11 protein-coding genes are annotated in these 16,311 nt (G+C 73.9%); 4 read left to right on the top strand and 7 right to left on the bottom strand.

The features are described from left to right. Window positions 1–18: 18 nt before the first annotated feature. Window positions 19–2,181, bottom strand: a complete 2,163-nt coding sequence (locus IPZ69_RS06850) for a SpoIIE family protein phosphatase (RefSeq protein ID WP_374292915.1) — start codon at window positions 2,179–2,181, stop codon at window positions 19–21. A 346-nt stretch (window positions 2,182–2,527) separates the two neighbouring features. On the opposite strand from IPZ69_RS06850, the gene IPZ69_RS06845 reads away from it, so the two are divergent. Further along, window positions 2,528–3,136 carry a response regulator transcription factor gene (locus IPZ69_RS06845; protein ID WP_308407432.1) on the top strand — a complete coding sequence of 203 codons (609 nt, stop codon included), beginning with the start codon at window positions 2,528–2,530 and terminating at the stop codon, window positions 3,134–3,136. Here IPZ69_RS06845 and IPZ69_RS06840 read toward each other — a convergent pair. The 4 genes from IPZ69_RS06840 to lanKC form a co-directional block, all read right to left on the bottom strand. Next, window positions 3,113–4,828 carry an ATP-binding cassette domain-containing protein gene (locus IPZ69_RS06840; RefSeq protein ID WP_235453089.1) on the bottom strand — a complete coding sequence of 572 codons (1,716 nt, stop codon included), beginning with the start codon at window positions 4,826–4,828 and terminating at the stop codon, window positions 3,113–3,115. The two genes, IPZ69_RS06845 and IPZ69_RS06840, sit on opposite strands and share 24 nt — an antisense overlap. A 77-nt stretch (window positions 4,829–4,905) precedes the next feature. Beyond that, window positions 4,906–6,696 (bottom strand): ABC transporter ATP-binding protein, encoded by a 1,791-nt coding sequence (locus IPZ69_RS06835; protein ID WP_235453088.1) that lies wholly within the window; start codon window positions 6,694–6,696, stop codon window positions 4,906–4,908. Between the two features lie 94 nt (window positions 6,697–6,790). Continuing rightward, on the bottom strand, window positions 6,791–6,907 hold the full coding sequence (locus IPZ69_RS06830) for a SapB/AmfS family lanthipeptide (protein ID WP_235453087.1): 117 nt from the start codon (window positions 6,905–6,907) through the stop codon (window positions 6,791–6,793). 50 nt (window positions 6,908–6,957) lie between these two features. Beyond that, window positions 6,958–9,642: a class III lanthionine synthetase LanKC gene (gene lanKC / locus IPZ69_RS06825; protein WP_235453086.1), complete on the bottom strand. Its 2,685-nt coding sequence runs from the start codon at window positions 9,640–9,642 to the stop codon at window positions 6,958–6,960. Window positions 9,643–9,830: 188 nt separating this feature from the next. On the opposite strand from lanKC, the gene IPZ69_RS06820 reads away from it, so the two are divergent. From IPZ69_RS06820 to qcrB, 3 genes are all read left to right on the top strand, one after another. After that, complete coding sequence (locus tag IPZ69_RS06820; protein ID WP_235453085.1) at window positions 9,831–12,299, top strand: SpoIIE family protein phosphatase; 2,469 nt, start codon at window positions 9,831–9,833, stop codon at window positions 12,297–12,299. 81 nt (window positions 12,300–12,380) lie between these two features. Next, entirely contained in the window at window positions 12,381–12,656 is a 276-nt protein-coding gene (locus tag IPZ69_RS06815; RefSeq protein ID WP_235453084.1) for a hypothetical protein, read from the top strand. A gap of 71 nt (window positions 12,657–12,727) precedes the next feature. Further along, window positions 12,728–14,158 carry a cytochrome bc1 complex cytochrome b subunit gene (qcrB, locus tag IPZ69_RS06810; protein WP_235453109.1) on the top strand — a complete coding sequence of 477 codons (1,431 nt, stop codon included), beginning with the start codon at window positions 12,728–12,730 and terminating at the stop codon, window positions 14,156–14,158. Here qcrB and ctaF read toward each other — a convergent pair. Both ctaF and ctaD read right to left on the bottom strand, forming a co-directional pair. Beyond that, complete coding sequence (gene ctaF / locus IPZ69_RS06805) at window positions 14,094–14,477, bottom strand: aa3-type cytochrome oxidase subunit IV (RefSeq protein WP_235453083.1); 384 nt, start codon at window positions 14,475–14,477, stop codon at window positions 14,094–14,096. The two genes, qcrB and ctaF, sit on opposite strands and share 65 nt — an antisense overlap. Then, window positions 14,474–16,165, bottom strand: coding sequence for an aa3-type cytochrome oxidase subunit I (gene ctaD, locus IPZ69_RS06800; protein ID WP_445330167.1), 1,692 nt, complete (start codon window positions 16,163–16,165; stop codon window positions 14,474–14,476). Before ctaD ends, ctaF begins: the two co-directional genes overlap by 4 nt. Between the last annotated feature and the right edge of the window lie 146 nt (window positions 16,166–16,311).

Below are 16,311 nucleotides of genomic sequence, written 5' to 3'. Positions count from 1 at the left end.
GGCGCGGTCCCCTTCGGCTCAGTCGTCCTTCCCGGCGTCCGGGCAGGCCCGCAGCAACAGCACCGCCACGTCGTCCACCCGCTCCCGCGCCGCCTCTCCGTGCAGGACGATCTCGTCGGCCAGCCGCTCCAGCGGCCGGTCTCCCGAGGAGGCGACGAGTTCGCCCAGATCCGCCACGGCGTCCTCGATGTCGACGCCGGGGGACTCGACCAGCCCGTCGGTGTAGAGCACGAGGACCGAGCCGGGCGCCAGATCGACCTCGGTGGTCGGATACGTCGCCGCCGCGTCGATGCCCAGCAGCGGACCGCCGGCCAGGTCCAGCACCCGTACCCGCCCGTCCGCCCGGCGCAGCAGTGGCGGCGGATGCCCCGCGCGGGCCATCACGGCCCGCCCCCGCTCCGGGTCCAGACGCAGGTACAGACAGCTCGCGAACAGGTCGGCACCGAGGTCGATGAGCAGCCGGTTGGTGCTGTGCATGACCTCCTCCGGCGCCTGGCCGCCGGTCGTGAACGCCCGTACCCCGGTACGGATCTGCCCCATCAGCCCGGCCGCGGTCACGTTGTGCCCCTGGACGTCCCCGATCACCGCCGCCGCCAGCGGCCGCGTCGGCACCAGGTCGTAGAAGTCGCCGCCGATCTCCATGCCCTGCGTGGCCGGCAGATAGCGCGCGGCCGCGTCGATGCCGGGAACCCGGGCCAGCGAGTGCGGCAGCAGGGCGGCCTGCAGCCCGTGCGCCAGCTGGTTCTTGGTGTCGTAGAGCCGGGCCCGGTCCAGCGCCTGCGCGATCAGTCCGGCCAGGCTCGTCAGGACGGCCCGCTCGTCCGCCGCGAAGGCGTGCGGCTGCGCATAGGCGAGCACACACGTGCCCACCGGCCGCCCGGAGGCGATCAGCGGCAGATACGCCCAGGCCGCGAACCCGTCCGGACTCTCGTGCCCGCCCGGATACAGGCGCTCCAACTGCGTCTGCGAGTCGAAGAAGGCCGGCACCCCGCTGGTCAGGACGTGCGTCCCCGGGGTGCGCTCGGCCAGCGGCAGCCCGTCGAACCGCTCGACGACGTGCGGGTCGGGATACCCGTGGTGCCCCAGCACGTGCAGCCGGCCGGCCTGCGAGCCCAGCACCACCACGGCCTGGCTGCCCACGGCGGGGCAGACCTCGTCCGCGACGAGCTGCACCACGTCCTGCACCCCGACCGCCTCGGTCAGCGACCCGGCCAGGTTCAGCACCTGGGTGATGGTGACCAGGCGCGCGGGTCCCTCGGCGGACCGCTGCGGGGCGCGCGCCATCTCCGCCACCGAGCGGGCCCTGCTGATCCGCACGCTCAGTCCCGTCCGGCTCGGATACATGCGGAAGGACAGCCAGTCGCCCGGCGGGCGCAGCGCCACGAACGAGGTCACCTGCTGGCTGATCAGCGCGGCCCGATAGCGGTCCTCGTACATCGGGTCGTTCAGCCACGGCACCGAGGCCCACAGCTGGGTGCCGAGCAGATCGCTCGTCGGCCGGCCGAGCATCTCGGCGGCCGCCGGATTGACGAACCCGATCCGGCCGTGCAGATCCATCGACAGCAGCCCGTACGGCAGCCGGGCCACCATCCGCGCCGCCTCGACCGACCCCAGGGAACCCGCCACGCCCGACACGGTCGCCGCCAGCAGATCCGGTTCGGCGCGTACGGGGCGGCTGTCCTCCATGGCCCGCTCCAGCCGTGCGGCGAGCCGGTGACAGGCCGCCGTCAGGTGCTCCCGCTCCCGGTCGGACAGCACCTGCGGATGCGAACCCGGCCAGGTCACGAAGATCGCGCCGTAGGCCTTGGTCTCGGTGGCCACGGGCAGCGCGGCCAGCGCGAAGGGATAGGGCAGGACCATCGCGATGCGCGGATAGCGGCGGGCCATCTCCTCCTCGCCACCCACCCAGACCAGCCGCCGTCCGCGCACCGCCTCCGCGACCGGGACCGGCGCGCTGAGCCCCACCCGCTCCCAGGGCGCCGCGAACTGCCGGGGCAGGCCCGCCATCACCGCCATCTCCAGCACCGGCTCGTCGGGCGTCAGCAGGTAGACCGCGCCGGAGTGGGCGTGGACCTCGTCCATCATCGCGGCCAGCGACAGGGAGAGCAGCGGACGGCCGACCCGCGACCTCACGGCCGCCGGCGCCTGCGCGGGCGTCCGCCCGTCGGACACGCCGACCACCTCCTCGCCCGGCGGCACGCCGCGCCCCGCGCGTCGCACCCCAGGGGACAAGGCTCCCTCCTGGCGGCGCACGGCGCACGGCGAGCGGGCCGGGCCCGGGGGAGCGGCACCCGGGCTCCGTGCCCGCACCCGGCGCCGGCCCCCGCGCGTCGGACCGCGCCCGTGTACCCCGTAGGCCCGCGTCCATGCCCCCGCAATCGAAGCGCGAAGCGGCATGTACGCATCGCATGTGCGCCCCCGCGCACCCCATTGGCCGGTTATCCGCGCCCGGGAAACGCCGAGAACGCCAAGAATGGGGCACGCGTTCAACACCGGGAACGAAGGACGGCAAGCTGAAGGGGCGGCAGTGATCCGGGTACTTCTGGTGCACGACGCGTGTCTGGTGCGGTCGGTACTGGCGGAGTGGCTCCGCCGCGAGCCCGATCTGGGGGTGTACGACACGCCGTGGCGGGGCGCGTCGGGGCGGGTGCGGTCCTTGGGGCCCGACGTGTTGGCCGCCGACCTCGACTGCTCGGACACGCACGGGGTTCCGCCGCTCGGCGACTTACGGCCGGCGGGCACCGGCACGACGCCCCCGCGGCTGGTCGTGCTCGCCGACTCCCACAGACCGGGCCTGCTCAAGCGCGCCGCCGAGGCGGGGGCCCTCGGCTATGTCGACAAGGAGAGCTCGCCGGAGCGGCTGGTGCGCGCCATCCGGCGGGTCGCCCAGGGGGAACGATTCGTCGACGACTCGCTGGGCTTCGGCTTCCTCAGGGCCGCGCAGATCCCGCTGACGCGACGCGAGCTGAGCGTGCTGTCCCTGGCGGCCGGGGGAGCGTCCATCGCGGAGATAGCCGGGAGCCTGCACCTGTCCAACGGGACGGTGCGCAACTACATGGCGGCGATCACCCGCAAGACGGGAGCCCGCAACCGGATCGACGCGATCCGCATCTCACAGGGGGAAGGGTGGCTGTGACGACACGCCGTCCGGCGTGGGCGTCCAGCTGCCGACCAGGTCCCGGTACACCGCGCAGGAGCGCGCCAGTTCCGCGTGCGTGCCGTACGCCGTGCGCGGACCGTCCATCACCAGCACCCGGTCCGCCCGGCGCGCCGAGCTGATCCGGTGGGCGACGACGACCAGGGTGCCGCCCGCACGCTCGGCGAAGGCCCGCTCGGCGCGTGCCTCCGCCTCCGGGTCCAGGTGACAGGTCGCCTCGTCGAGCAGGGCGAGCGGCGCGGACGACAGATAGGCCCGGGTCAGCGCGATCAGCTGCCGCTCGCCTGCGGACAGCGCCGTGGGCTCGACCGTCGCCGTGGGCCCGCCCAGCGCCTCCAGCAGCGACGTGAGCCCGACGGCTTCGGCCGCCGCCAGCAGCTCGGGCTCCGGCACGGGGCCGTCCCGGAAGAACGCGAGGTTCTCGGCCAGGGTGCCGCCGAACACGTACGCCTCCTGCGGGATGAGCACCCGCTGCGCGGCGGCCCCGGCCCCGGGCACGGCATGCCCACGGAGCCGTATCGCACCCTCCTGGGGCCGCAGCAGCCCGGCCACCAGGGCGGTGAGCGTGGACTTCCCGATCCCGCTCGGACCCACGACGGCGAGGTGACCCCCCTCCGGGACGGTGAGGTCGAGCCGGTCGAGGACGGGGGCGCTCGCGGGGCCGTAGGCGAAGGTGACGGAGGTGAGGGCGAGGGCGGGGGCGGAGGCCGCGGCAGGGCCGCTCTCGACCGGGGTCGGCACCGCGGCCGGAGTCGACGTGGTCGCCGGGAGCAGGCGGCGCAGCACCACCGTGAGGCGGGAGCCGCTCGTGCCCAGGCCGTGGACCAGGTTCTGCAGGGCCGGGAGCAGTGACTGGGTGACGTAGGCCAGGGCGCCGACCAGGGCGCCCGGGGTGACGCCGTGGCCCAGGAGCCAGGGAGCGCTGGCCAGCAGCAGGACGACGGGCAGCTGCCCGCCGATGGCGAGCGAGGCCACCCGGGCCACCGCCCAGCGGGCCAGGGAGCGGGCGGCGTCCCGTTCCGCGTCGATACGGTCGCCCAGGCCGGCGGCGACCAACTGCTCGGCGCCCGCCGCCGTGACGTCCCGCAGCCCGGGGCAGACGGCGCCCAGGTCCTGGGCGAGGGACTCGTCGGCGACCAGGAAGGCCTCCTGCCGGCGGGCCAGGGGGCGCAGCGTCACCGCGAACAGGCACACCCCGGCGAGCAGCGGGGGTCCCACGACCAGCAGGAGCCGCGAGTCGAGCGAGAACAGGCCCACGAGGGCTCCGACGGCGGTGAACACGAAGGAGCGGGACACCATGACGAGACCGGCGACGGTGTCCCGGGCGATCTCCACCTGCTGGGTGAGCCCGGACAGCGCCCCGCCGTCGGCCTCCCGCACCCCGCGCGCCACGACTCGCTCCACGAGCCGGTCCCGCAGCGGTTCGACCAGCGCGGCGACGACCCCGTAGACCCGCCCGGTCCCGTAGGCCCCGATGACGACCGCGCCCGCGGCCAGCCCGAGCCACCGCAGCCCGACGCCCGCGTCCCCGGTCAGAAACCCCGCGTCAAGGGCCCGCGCGAGGGCGTACCCGACGAGGAACGTCTGGCCCGCCTCCAGCACCGACCAGACGGCGAGCCGGACGAACACCCACCACCGCGCCCGCACATACCGCAGCCCACGACGCAGCATCGGCGTGTCACCACGGTCGCCCTCGGCGGTCTGCGCTCGCGCCGGCCCTCCTCCGTCCGCCGGGCTCTTCCCGTTCCTCACCGCCGAGCCCCTTCCGCCGGTGCGTCGGGCGACGGCCGTTCGACGGCGATCACCTCGTCAGGGGCGCGGTCGCCGTCGTCCTCGACGGGTTCGTCCCCGAACACCCCCCGGTACGCGTCGTCCCGCCAGAGCTCCGCGTGGGTCCCCACCGCGCGGACCCGGCCGCCGTCCAGCCAGGCGACCGCGTCGGCCCGGGACGCCGTCGCCGTGCGGTGGGCCATGAGGATGCGGGTGGGGTGCGGGGAGTGGGTGAGGAGGGCCCGGGTGATGTGGTGCTCGGTGACCGTGTCGAGGCTGGACAGCGCGTCGTCGAGGATCAGGAGCCGGCCGCCGTGGGCGAAGGCACGGGCGAGGCCGAGGCGCTGGGACTCGCCGCCGGAGCGGGGGGCCTCGGCGCACGGGGTGGCGTAGCCGTCGGGCAGGCGGCGGACGAACGCGTCGGCGTGGGCGGCGCGGGCCGCCTCGCGGACCTGGGCGGGGGAGGGCGCCACCCGGCCGAAGGCGATCGTGTCCTCGATCGTCCGGCCGAGCAGGGCGGGCCGTTCGAAGGCGTAGGCGACGGCGTCGCGCAGGTCGTCGTGGGTGAGGTCGGGCAGTGGTACGCCGTCCAGCAGGACCTCTCCGGCGTCCGGGTCGGTCAGCCGGCCCGCCAGGGCCGCGAGCAGGGACTTGCCCGTGCCCGAGCGGCCGACCACGGCGAGCGTCGTGCCGCCGGGGACCACCAGGTCGACGCCGTCCAGGACCGTGCGCCCGCCCCGGCGCACGGTCACGCCGCGCAACTCCAGCCGCCCCGGGCCGGGCGGCAGCGCCCGCCTGCCGTGTCGCGGGACGGGCAGCGCCCGTACCTCGCCCAGGCGGCGGGCGGCCGCCCCGGCCCGCGTCAGCGCGGAGACCTGGCCGACCAGGACGCCCACTCCGGTCGCCAGGACGGCGTAGCGGGAGGCCGCGAGCACCTCACCCACCGACAGCCGGTGCCGGGTGAGCAGGAACCCGGCCACCGCGACCACGCCCAGGTGCAGCAGCGGCGCCACCGCGACGGCCCGCGCCGCGGCCCGCCCCTGCACCCGCCACATGCGGTGTCCGGCCCGGGACAGCTCCGGCAGCGGCCGCAGGATCCGCGCCGCCTCGCGGTCCTCCGCGCCCGCCGCCCGGATCGTACGGAAGCCGCCGACCGCCTCCGCGAGCCCCGCCGCGATCCGCCCCTGCACCCGCTGGTAGCGGGCCACGCACTCCGACGTGTCCCGCGCGAACGCGCGCAGCAGCAGGGCCAGGACCGGGGCGCCGGCCAGGAAGACGGCCGCCAGCCACGGGTCGATCAGGAAGAGCGCCACCATGCCCCCGAGGGGCCCGGCGAGCGCGGCGAGCAGCGCGGCGAGGGCGCCGGGCGCCGTCCCGGCCTGGGCCGCGTTGCCCACCAGGCGGGCCACGAGATCCCCGGCACCGAGCCGGTCGGCGGCCCGGGGGCCCAGCGCCAGCAGGTGTCCGGTGACCGCGCTCCGCAGCCACGCGGTGGCCCGCGCGTCGACCGTGCCGGCCAGCACGCTCGCGCACGCGTCGAGGACGGCGAGCAGCAGCATCAGCCCGGCGCTGCACCACACCCAGCGGCCCGCGGCCGGGGCGTGCGTGAGCAGGAGGTCCAGGGTGCGGCCGAGGGCGGCGGGCAGCAGCAGGCCGGCCGCGGTGGCCGCCGTACTCACCGCGCACAGGGCGGCGCAGCGGGCCCCGCTGTGCCGGAGGGCCGCGCGCAGCAGCGCGCGGGTCGGGTCGTCGTCGGCACGGGTCGTCATCGGCGGCGGGCCTCGCGTCGGATCGGGCGAGAAGGCTCCGGACGCCCCTCCCGCGAGGAGAGGGCCGCCCGGAGCCGTCAACGCACTGTGCCGGTCAGAGACAGAGCAGGATGCTCGCGGCGGAGACGCAGGAGAGCAGGCTGACCGTGCTCGCGCCGCCGTGGTCGTTGTGCTCGTCGGACTCCATGATCTGCAGGTCGAGAAGAGCCATTGGGGTTTCCTTCCCTTGGTGTATGGGGACGGGGTTGTGTCACGACTCCGTCAGGTTGCGGAGCCGCGTGGTGAGGGCCGCCGGTGGGGCGGCAGGAACGGCAGGTGCGCGGTGCCGGCACCGTCGAGGGCCGCCGCGAGCGCGAGCAGACACCCTGCCGTTCCGGTGGCGAGGTCCATGGAGAGGCGCATCATCTGGTGCCCGGGGAAGGCCAGTTGGCCCTGGTAGGCCATGGCGAGCCAGCCGAGCCCCGCGATCTGTTCGTCGAGCCGGGCCCGGCCGGCGCCGGGCGCGGTCGTGCGGCTCAGGTGCAGGACCATTCCGGCGCGGCCCTGGAACAGCCCGGGCTGCGCGTAGAAGCGTGACGTGGCGGCGATCAGGATCCCGGAGCGGGCCTGCTCGAATGCGCCGGTGGTGTCGCCGGCGTCGCCCGTGCCGGCCGCGCCGGTCGTGTCGCTCGCGCCCGCCGCGTGCGCGAGGTAGTCGTCGAGGACCAGGCCGAGCCCGACGCTCCCGTCGCCGAGGTACGGCAGGGTCCGCCAGCCCTCGTCCACCTCCAGGCCGCCGCCCGACCGCTGCACCACACAGCGCTCCAGGTCGCGCCGGAGCGCCTCGGCCGCGGCCGCCAGCAGGCGGGGCTCACCGGTCTCCTCGTACTGCCGCACCAGGAACAGCGCGGGCCCGGTCGCGCCGCGCATCAGCCCGGCCCGCCGCCGGGGCGCCTCGGGCAAGGGCTCGGTCAGGCGCCGTACGAGGATGTCGGCGGCCTCGGCGGCCCGCTCGCGCAGCTCCGGCTCGCCGGTCGTGCGCGCCAGCGAGGCGAGGACCAGGCCCACGCCGGCCAGGCCGCCGTGCAGGTCGGAGGAGAGGTTCCGCCACCGCTCGCGCAGGATGCCGTCGACCAGGTCCAGGGCCGGCTGCCGGTGCCCGAGCCGGTCCAGGACGTGGGCGACGCCCGCGAGGCCGTCGTACAGACCGAGCGGTGTGCCGGGCGGCGGCGCGGCGGCCCGGTCGAGGAGCCAGCGCTCGCCCTCCTCGTACCGCCCGGCGCCGGCCTCCGCGAGCGCGTACAGCACCCCGGCCGCGCCGTGCGCGAGCCCGAGTCCGCCGCCGTCGGAGAACTGCGCGATGTCACCGGGGAAGAGCCGGTCGTCGCGCTCCGGGGTCGCCGAGGCGAGGATCGCCTTGACCATCGAGTCCCGGCTGTGCGGCCAGTCACCGGGCGGCACCGGCTGGACGGCGGGGGCCGGACGCGGCAGGGGCGCGCCGTTCCCGGCCCCCGCCGCGTCCGGCGTGCTCCGGGTGATCTCCGCGACCGCCTCGTCCAGGAAGGCGCGCGGTACGTCCGGGAACTGCTCGGCGATGACGTCCGCCAGATGGGCGGCCTTGCCGCGGTCGACCACGAAGAGCGTGGTGACGGGCAGGAACAGGGCCAACCGCAGGCAGGCCAGGGCGTAGCGGTCGACGTCCGCGCCCCGGCGGTCCGGCGGCGCGAAGAAGCCGGGGTGGGCGACGACCTGGCGGCCGTTGTCCTCGGCGGGGGCCGCCGCCTCGAAGTCGATGAGGAAGACCGACTCGTCGTCGGGCGCGACCATGATGTTGAAGACGTGCAGGTCGTTGAAGACCGTCCCGCGCGCGTGCACCGCCTCGACCGCCTGTTCGACGGCCCGGTGGATGCGCAGTGCCCACGCCGTGTAGTCGGCGACGGCCCGCGGATCCGGGTCCGGGGTGAGCAGCGGGTGGCGCTCGGCGAAGCAGGAGTTGAGCGGGCGCCCTTCCAGGAAGTCCATGACCAGGAAGCGGTGCTCGCCCAGCGTGAACCAGCCCCGTACCTCGGGCACGACACCGGTCCCGGCGACCCGCTCCAGGGCCTCCTTCTCGCGCTCCAGCCGCGCCACCGCGTCCGCGCCGTCGGCGGCCAGCCCCGCGTGCGGCCGCGCCTCCTTGAGGACCACCCGGCGCCCGTCACGGGTGTCGGTGCCCTGGTAGACCCCGCCGCCGTTGGAGAAGTGCAGCGCCTTCTCGATGCGGTACGGCAGGTCGCCCACCGTCGTGGTGTTGCGGGCCGCGAGGTGCGGCCGGAGGAACGACGGCAGCGTCACCCACTGAGGGACCTGGAAGGACGGCGCCCGCCGGTCCGGCACGAGCGTGCCCGAGCCGTCGCGCACCGCCGGCACCAGCGATCCGCGCTCGTCGACCACGTAGGCACGGGCGAAGGCGCCGTAGCGGACGTAGAGCGGGCCGTCGTGCCAGCGCAGGTCGGTCAGGACGTACGGCCCCTCGAAGCCCTCCAGGAGCGCGCCCAATTCCAGCAGCACCTGGTGCAGTTGCTCCTCGTCGGCCGGGTAGACGGTGACGAACTTGCCGCTCGTGTCGCGCCGCGCGTACTTGGCGTTGCGCAGGTGCAGCAGATGCGGTGCGGGCACGAACTTGAACGGGATGCGCCGCGGCACGCAGTAGTCCCACACGATCGCCGCGATCCGGTCCGCGTTCGCCCGGACGGCCGAGGCGTGGATCTTCCAGCCCTGGGCCGGTGAGGGCAGCGGCGCGCCGTCCTCGCCGAGCGGGGTCAGCGTCAACCAGTCGGCCGTACGCCCCGAGTGCCAGCCCTCCGGCACCGGACGGCGCGCCGTGTCGAACAGGGGCGCGGCATCCGGCCCGCCCGCCGAGAGCCGGTCGGGCGTGTCGTAGAAGTGTCCGTCGGCCAGCGCGTACACCTCGTACCGCTTCTCCATGCGCCTCCCCCTCCGTGGCCCGCCAACGACCATTCCAGGGGCCGGAGGTCGCGGACAGTCACGCCTGTCACGAGATCCCCGTGCGGAACGCATGAGTAAAGAATTGTTCGGCGCCTTTCGAGCTCTGTGGCCGCGAGAGCTCCACGGAACGGTCACAGGGGCTGCGCAAGCAGCTCATTAGCGCTGTAATGGCGGACGTGGTGAGAGAGGGCGCTGCGGTACGCGGAACGAGGAGGGAGCGTGCCGAGGTCGCCCTGGAAACGGTCATGGCCGACCCCCGTGCTCCCGATCGGCTGCACCGCGTCATCGAGCAGGCACTGGTTCTGGCCGGGGCGGCCTTCGCCGGCGTCTACCTCCCGGGCGACGACGGTGCTGTGCTCTGCCTGGCCGAATCGGCGGGGCTGCCGCGCACGCTGTACGGGCTGCGCGACGGCTATCCCGTCGCGGGCCGGTCCCCGCTCGCCGAGGCCCACCGTGCCCGGCGGCCGGTGTGGCTCGACCCGGAGGGACCGGCCGCCGCTCCGGAGGCGGGGACACCGGTGCGGCACTTCCAGCTGGCCGCCCTGCCGGTGTGCCCGGACAGCGGCGGGGGCTGCCTGCTCGCCGTGAGCGAGAACCCCGACGGCTTCGACGCCGAGGACCGCCGCTGTCTCGCCCTGATCGCGAACGCCGTCGCTCTGCCCGTCCCGTCCCGGGCCGCCACCGGCGAGCTCCCGCCCGACGCCTTCAGCCTGGTCATGGAGACCGGCCGGGTCGAGGTCGGCGACGCGGTCCTGGAGCTGTTCGGGATCGGCCGGGACGAGTTCGACGGCCGGGTCGAGACGCTGCTCGGCATGACGGTGCCCGAGGACCTGCCCGCGCTGATGTCCGTCGTCGAGGCCGACCACATGTCCATCGGCGACCGTATGTCCGTCGGCGACCGTGAGCTGGAATTCCGCGTCGTGCAGCCCTCCGGACCGCCGAAGTGGCTGCGGCTGAGCGGACGGATGGTGCCCGGCGGCGAGGGCCGGTCGGCGCTCCTCGTCGGCACCGTGGCGGACGCCTCCACCCTGCGCTCCGACGTCACCGACGTGGCCCGCGTCCAGCGGCTGGCCGCCGCCCTGGCCACCGCGGGCACCGTCAAGGACGTCGGCCAGGCCGTGGTCACCGCCCTGCGCAAGCCGCTGCAGGCCGACCGCATCGCGCTCGCGGAACTGGAGAACGACCGGCTCGTGGTCACCGTCCTCGACCCGCCCGAGCCCGAGGTCTGGCCGGAGCTGTGGCGCAGCGAGTGGCGCAGCGAGTGGCCCGACGCGCCCGTCCGCGCCATGCCCACGCTCGCCTCGGCCCTGCGCGAGGGCCGCGCCCAGATCTGGCCCGCCGGCACGCCCCTGGAGCCGGCGCTCGCCGACGTCGGCCCCGGCGGTCTCGCCGTCCTGCCGCTGCCCGCCGGCGGCCGCATGGCCGGCGCCTGCCTGATCGGCTGGGACAGCCCGCACGAGTTCGGCGCCGACGAGCGCGCCCTGCTCACCGCCTCCGCCGGCCTCGCCGGCCAGGCCCTGATGCGCGCCCACGCCTTCGACGCCGAGCACGAACTCGTCGGCATGCTCCAGCGCGCCCTGCTGCCGCGCCGCCTGCCCAAGCTGCCCGGCGCGGTCGCCGTCGCCCGCTATCTGCCCACCACCGCCGGCCTGGAGCTGGGCGGCGACTGGTACGACGTGATCCCGCTGCCCGAGAACCGCGTCGCCCTGGTCATCGGCGACGTCCAGGGCCACAGCGCGGCCGCCGCCACCTTGATGGGCCAGATGCGCACCGCGCTGCGCGCCTACGCCGCCGAGGGACACACGCCGGACGTGGTCGTCTCGCACGCCAACCGGCTCCTCATGGACATGGAGAGCGACCTCTTCGCCACCTGCTGCTACGTCGACGTGGACATGGAGGAGGGCACCGCCTGGTGCGTGCGCGCCGGACACCTGCCGCCGATCCTGCGGCACACGGACGGCAGCACCACGGTCGTGGAGGCGGAGGGCGGACCGCCGCTCGGCGTGGTCACCCAGGCCGACTTCCCGATGACCCAGCTGCGGCTCCAGCCCGGCACGCTCCTCGCGCTGACCACGGACGGCCTGGTGGAGTCCGCCGAGGCCGACATCGACGAGGGCATGGACCGGCTCGCCCACGGCCTCGCCCAATCCGACCCCGCCCACCTCGGTCTGGTCGCCGACGCCCTGCTCGGCAACGCCCACCGCAGCGACGACGTCGCGCTGCTCCTGATGCGCTACGACGGCATGGAGTCGCGGCCGCTGCGGGAGAGCTGGACGGTGTGGCGGGTCCCCGAGGCCGTCCGGCACGCCCGCCGCTTCACCCGGCGCACCCTGCGCGCCTGGGAGGTGGCCCCCGACGAGATGGACGCCGTGCTCCTCGTCGTCTCGGAGCTGGTCACCAACGCCCTGGTGCACACCGACGGCCAGGTCCGCATGGACCTCACCCTGGTCAACCACCGCTTCCGGGTCGCCGTCACCGACGCCTCGCCCCGCTCCCCGGTCAAGCCCACCAGCATCGGCTGGGAGGCCACGGGCGGCCGCGGCATCCTCCTGGTCGAGGCCATGTCGACCGCGTGGGGGACGCTGCCGGTCAGCGGCGGCAAGCAGGTGTGGGCGGATCTCGCGCTGGCGGAATGACCCGCCACACGGGTGTGGGTACGGACCGCGCACGGCAGGTCGCGAGGGGTTGCGGCGTGCGCCCCGCCTAGGGTCCTTGCCGTGTCATTCACCTTCGAAGAGCTTGTCGCGAAGCAGCGCGCGGCCGATGCGGCCCACGCGCAGGTCATGGAACTGCGGGACGCGTACGGTCCGCCGGCCGAGGCGCAGCTGACCGGCGCCCAGAAGGAGACCTACGAGACGGCCCTGCGCGCCTGGCGCGAACTGGCCCGTGACGTGCAGACCGCGGTGAGCGCGTACGCGAGGGACACGGGCCGGGCACGGCCCGAGCTGGAGGCGGAGGTGGAGAAGGCCGCGGCGGCCACTGAGGACACGTGAAACAGCCCGACCGCGGCCCCGGTCGGCGTGGCGAGCGGCTCGCCGACGCCCTCGACGCCCGGCTGCCGGTCATGGAGGGCGGGGGTCTGCTGCGCAAGGCGTTTCCCGACCACTGGTCGTTCCTGCTGGGCGAGCTGGCGCTGTACAGCCTGATCCTGCTGGTGCTGACCGGGGTGTGGCTGACGCTGTTCTTCCAGCCAGAGATGCGCGAGGTCGTCTACGACGGCGTCTACGAACCGCTGCGCGGCGTCCGCATGTCCACCGCCTTCGACTCCACCCTGCGCATCAGCTTCGACGTCCGCGGCGGTCTGCTGGTGCGCCAGGCCCACCACTGGGCCGCGCTCGTCTTCGTCGCCGCGATCGGTCTGCACATGCTCCGGATCTTCTTCACCGGCGCCTTCCGCAGACCCCGCGAGGTGAACTGGGCCGTCGGCCTCACCCTGTTCGTGCTCGCCCTCGCCGAGGGCTTCGCCGGCTACTCGCTCCCCGACGACCTGCTCTCCGGCACGGGCCTCAGGATCGCCCAGGGCATCATGCAGTCGATCCCGGTGGTGGGGACGTACGTGGCGATGTTCGCCTTCGGCGGCCAGTTCCCCGGCCACGACTTCATCACCCGGCTGTACAGCCTGCACATCCTGCTGCTGCCGGGTGCGCTGATCGCCCTGGTGACGGTCCATCTGATCCTGGTGTTCCACCTCAAGCACACCCACTGGCGCGGGCCGGGCCACACCAACCGCAACGCCGTCGGCCGACCGCTCTTCCCGCAGTTCACCGCCGGCTCCCTCGGGCTGCAGTTCACCGTCTTCGGCGTGCTGTTCCTGATGTCCGCCGTCGCCCAGATCAACCCCGTGTGGGTCTACGGCCCCTACCGCCCCGACCATGTGTCGACCGGCTCCCAGCCCGACTGGTACGTCGGCTTCCTGGAGGGCGCCCTGCGGCTCGTACCGCCCTGGGAGACGAACGTTGCCGGGCACACGATCATGTGGAACGTCCTGCTCCCGGCCGTCGTCCTGCCCGGACTGCTGTTCACCGTCCTGTACGCGTACCCGTTCGTGGAGCAGCGTCTGACGGGGGAGTGGATCCGGGAGCGGCACCTGTGCGACCGGCCCCGCGAGCGCCCGGTGCGCACCGGCCTCGGCGTCGCCGGCACGGTCTTCTACGCCGTCCTGCTGATCGCGGGCGCCAACGACGTCATCGCCCAGACCTTCCGGATCTCGGTCAACACCCTGACCTGGGTGCTGCGGGTCGCCCTCGTGCTGGGGCCGGTCTTCGCCTTCCTCATCACCCGCTGGCTCTGCCTGGCCCTGGTGGAGAAGGAGCGGGAGCGCCTGGTGACGGGGGTGCCGACCGGGGAGGTACGGCAGAGCCTGACGGGCGGCTACGACACCGACCACCACCCGCCCGAGACGTTCCGGCCCGGCGCGCCCCGCCGGCCGATCACCGGTCCGCGTACTGGAAGACCAGCCCGAGGACGCCGCTGGCCAGCACGCCGAGACCGATGAGGAACAGCCACAGCCCGAACACCACCCCGGTCGCGGTGACCGCGAAACCGAGCGCGGTGACCAGCGGCCAGCCGCTCTCCGGCGGGAAGAACTCCAACGGCCCCGCGCCGTCGGCCACTTCGGCCCCCGCGAGGTCCTGCGGGCGGCGCCCCTTGCGCACGTACTGCATCGTGCAGAAGAACGAGATGACGGCGGCCATCCCGAAGGCGACGATCAGCGCGGCCGTCCCGGTCGGATCGCGCGACCACACCCCGTAGAGGACCGCGGTGCCCGCGAAGAACAGCCCGACACCGCCGAACAGCATGGCCTCGACCTTCACCGCAGTCCCTCCGCCTCGGCCCGCCGGACGACGTCGGGGTGGTGCAGGTCGAAGGCGGGCGATTCCGACCGCACCCGGGGCAGGGCGACGAAGTTGTGGCGGGGCGGCGGGCAGGACGTCGCCCACTCCAGGCCGCGCCCGTAGCCCCACGGGTCGTCGATGCCGACCCGTTCGCCGTGCCGGCTCGTGTGCCAGACGTTGTAGAGGAACGGCAGCGTGGACACGCCGAGCAGGAACGCCCCCACCGAGGAGAGGGTGTTGAGCAGGGTGAACCCGTCGGCGGGCAGGTAGTCCGCGTACCGGCGGGGCATGCCCTCCTCGCCGAGCCAGTGCTGGACGAAGAACGTCAGCTGGAAGGCGGGGAACAGCAGCCAGAAGTGCAGGACACCCAGCCGCTCGTCGAGCATCTTCCCGGTGAACTTGGGCCACCAGAAGTAGAAGCCGGCGAACATCGCGAACACCACCGTGCCGAACAGCACGTAGTGCAGGTGCGCCACGATGAAGTACGAGTCGGTGAGGTGGAAGTCGAGCGGCGGCGAGGCGATCATCACCCCGCTGAGCCCGCCGAGCAGGAACGTCACCAGGAAGCCGAGCGACCACAGCATCGGCGTCTCGAACGAGATCGAGCCGTGCCACATCGTCCCGATCCACGCGAAGAACTTGATCCCGGTGGGCACCGCGATCAGGAACGACATGATCGAGAAGAACGGCAGCAGCACCGCTCCGGTCGCGAACATGTGGTGGGCCCACACCACCGCCGACAGCATGGTGATCGCGATCGTGGCACCGATCATCGGCAGATAGCCGAACAGCGGCTTGCGGGAGAACACCGGCAGGATCTCGGAGACGATGCCGAAGAACGGCAGCGCCACGATGTAGACCTCCGGATGCCCGAAGAACCAGAACAGGTGCTGCCACAGCAGCGCCCCGCCGTTCGCCGCGTCGAAGACGTGCGAGCCGAACTTGCGGTCCGACTCCAGCGCCAGCAGCGCCGCGGTGAACACCGGGAACGCAGGCAGCACCAGGATCGAGGTGAACAGCACGTTCCAGGTGAAGATCGGCATCCGGAACATGGTCAGGCCCGGCGCGCGCAGGCACAGGATGGTGGCGATGAAGTTGACGGCCCCCAGCGTCGTCGACACACCCGTCACCACCAGCCCCATCACCCACAGGTCACCGCCCGCGCCGGGGGAGAAGTAGGCGCTGTTCAGCGGCGCGTACGCGAACCAGCCGAAGGCGGCCGCGCCGCCCGGCACCAGGAACCCCGAGACCACCATCAGCCCGCCGAACAGGTACATCCAGTACGACAGGGCGTTCAGCCGGGGGAAGGCCACGTCCGGGGAGCCGATCTGCAGCGGCATGACGGCGTTCGCGAAGCCGGCGAACATCGGGGTCGCGAACAGCAGCATCATGATCGTGCCGTGGATCGTGAAGAACTGGTCGTAGCCCTGCTCGTTCAGGAACTGCAGTCCCGGGCGGGCCAGTTCGGCGCGCATCGCGAGGGCCAGCAGCCCGGCCAGCAGGAAGAAGCAGAACGCGGTGACCATGTAGAGGCGGCCGATCACCTTGTGGTCGGTCGTCGAGGCCCAGCGCAGCAGCGTCCGGCCGGGCCGGGGCGCGGTGGCGGCGTACCGCTCGGCGATCTCCTCGGATTCCGAAATTTCCGACAGTTCCGTATGTTCCGTCATCGCCGGTGACGGTACTCCGGCGCCACGACGACCCGCCCGCGCCACGCCCGCGCCACGCTCGGTCCGCGACGCCGGTCCGCGACACCGGGGGGAAAGGCACTCGACGAACCGAAGACGTACTGTCGTAAGAATCCGGACAGCCAAAC

It is taken from the genome of Streptomyces olivochromogenes (assembly GCF_021538895.1).
In the GTDB taxonomy this organism is placed as follows: Bacteria; Actinomycetota; Actinomycetes; order Streptomycetales; family Streptomycetaceae; genus Streptomyces; species Streptomyces olivochromogenes_A.
The sequence above is the reverse complement of the archived record's forward strand: the minus strand, read 5'-3'. Positions and strand labels throughout refer to the sequence as shown.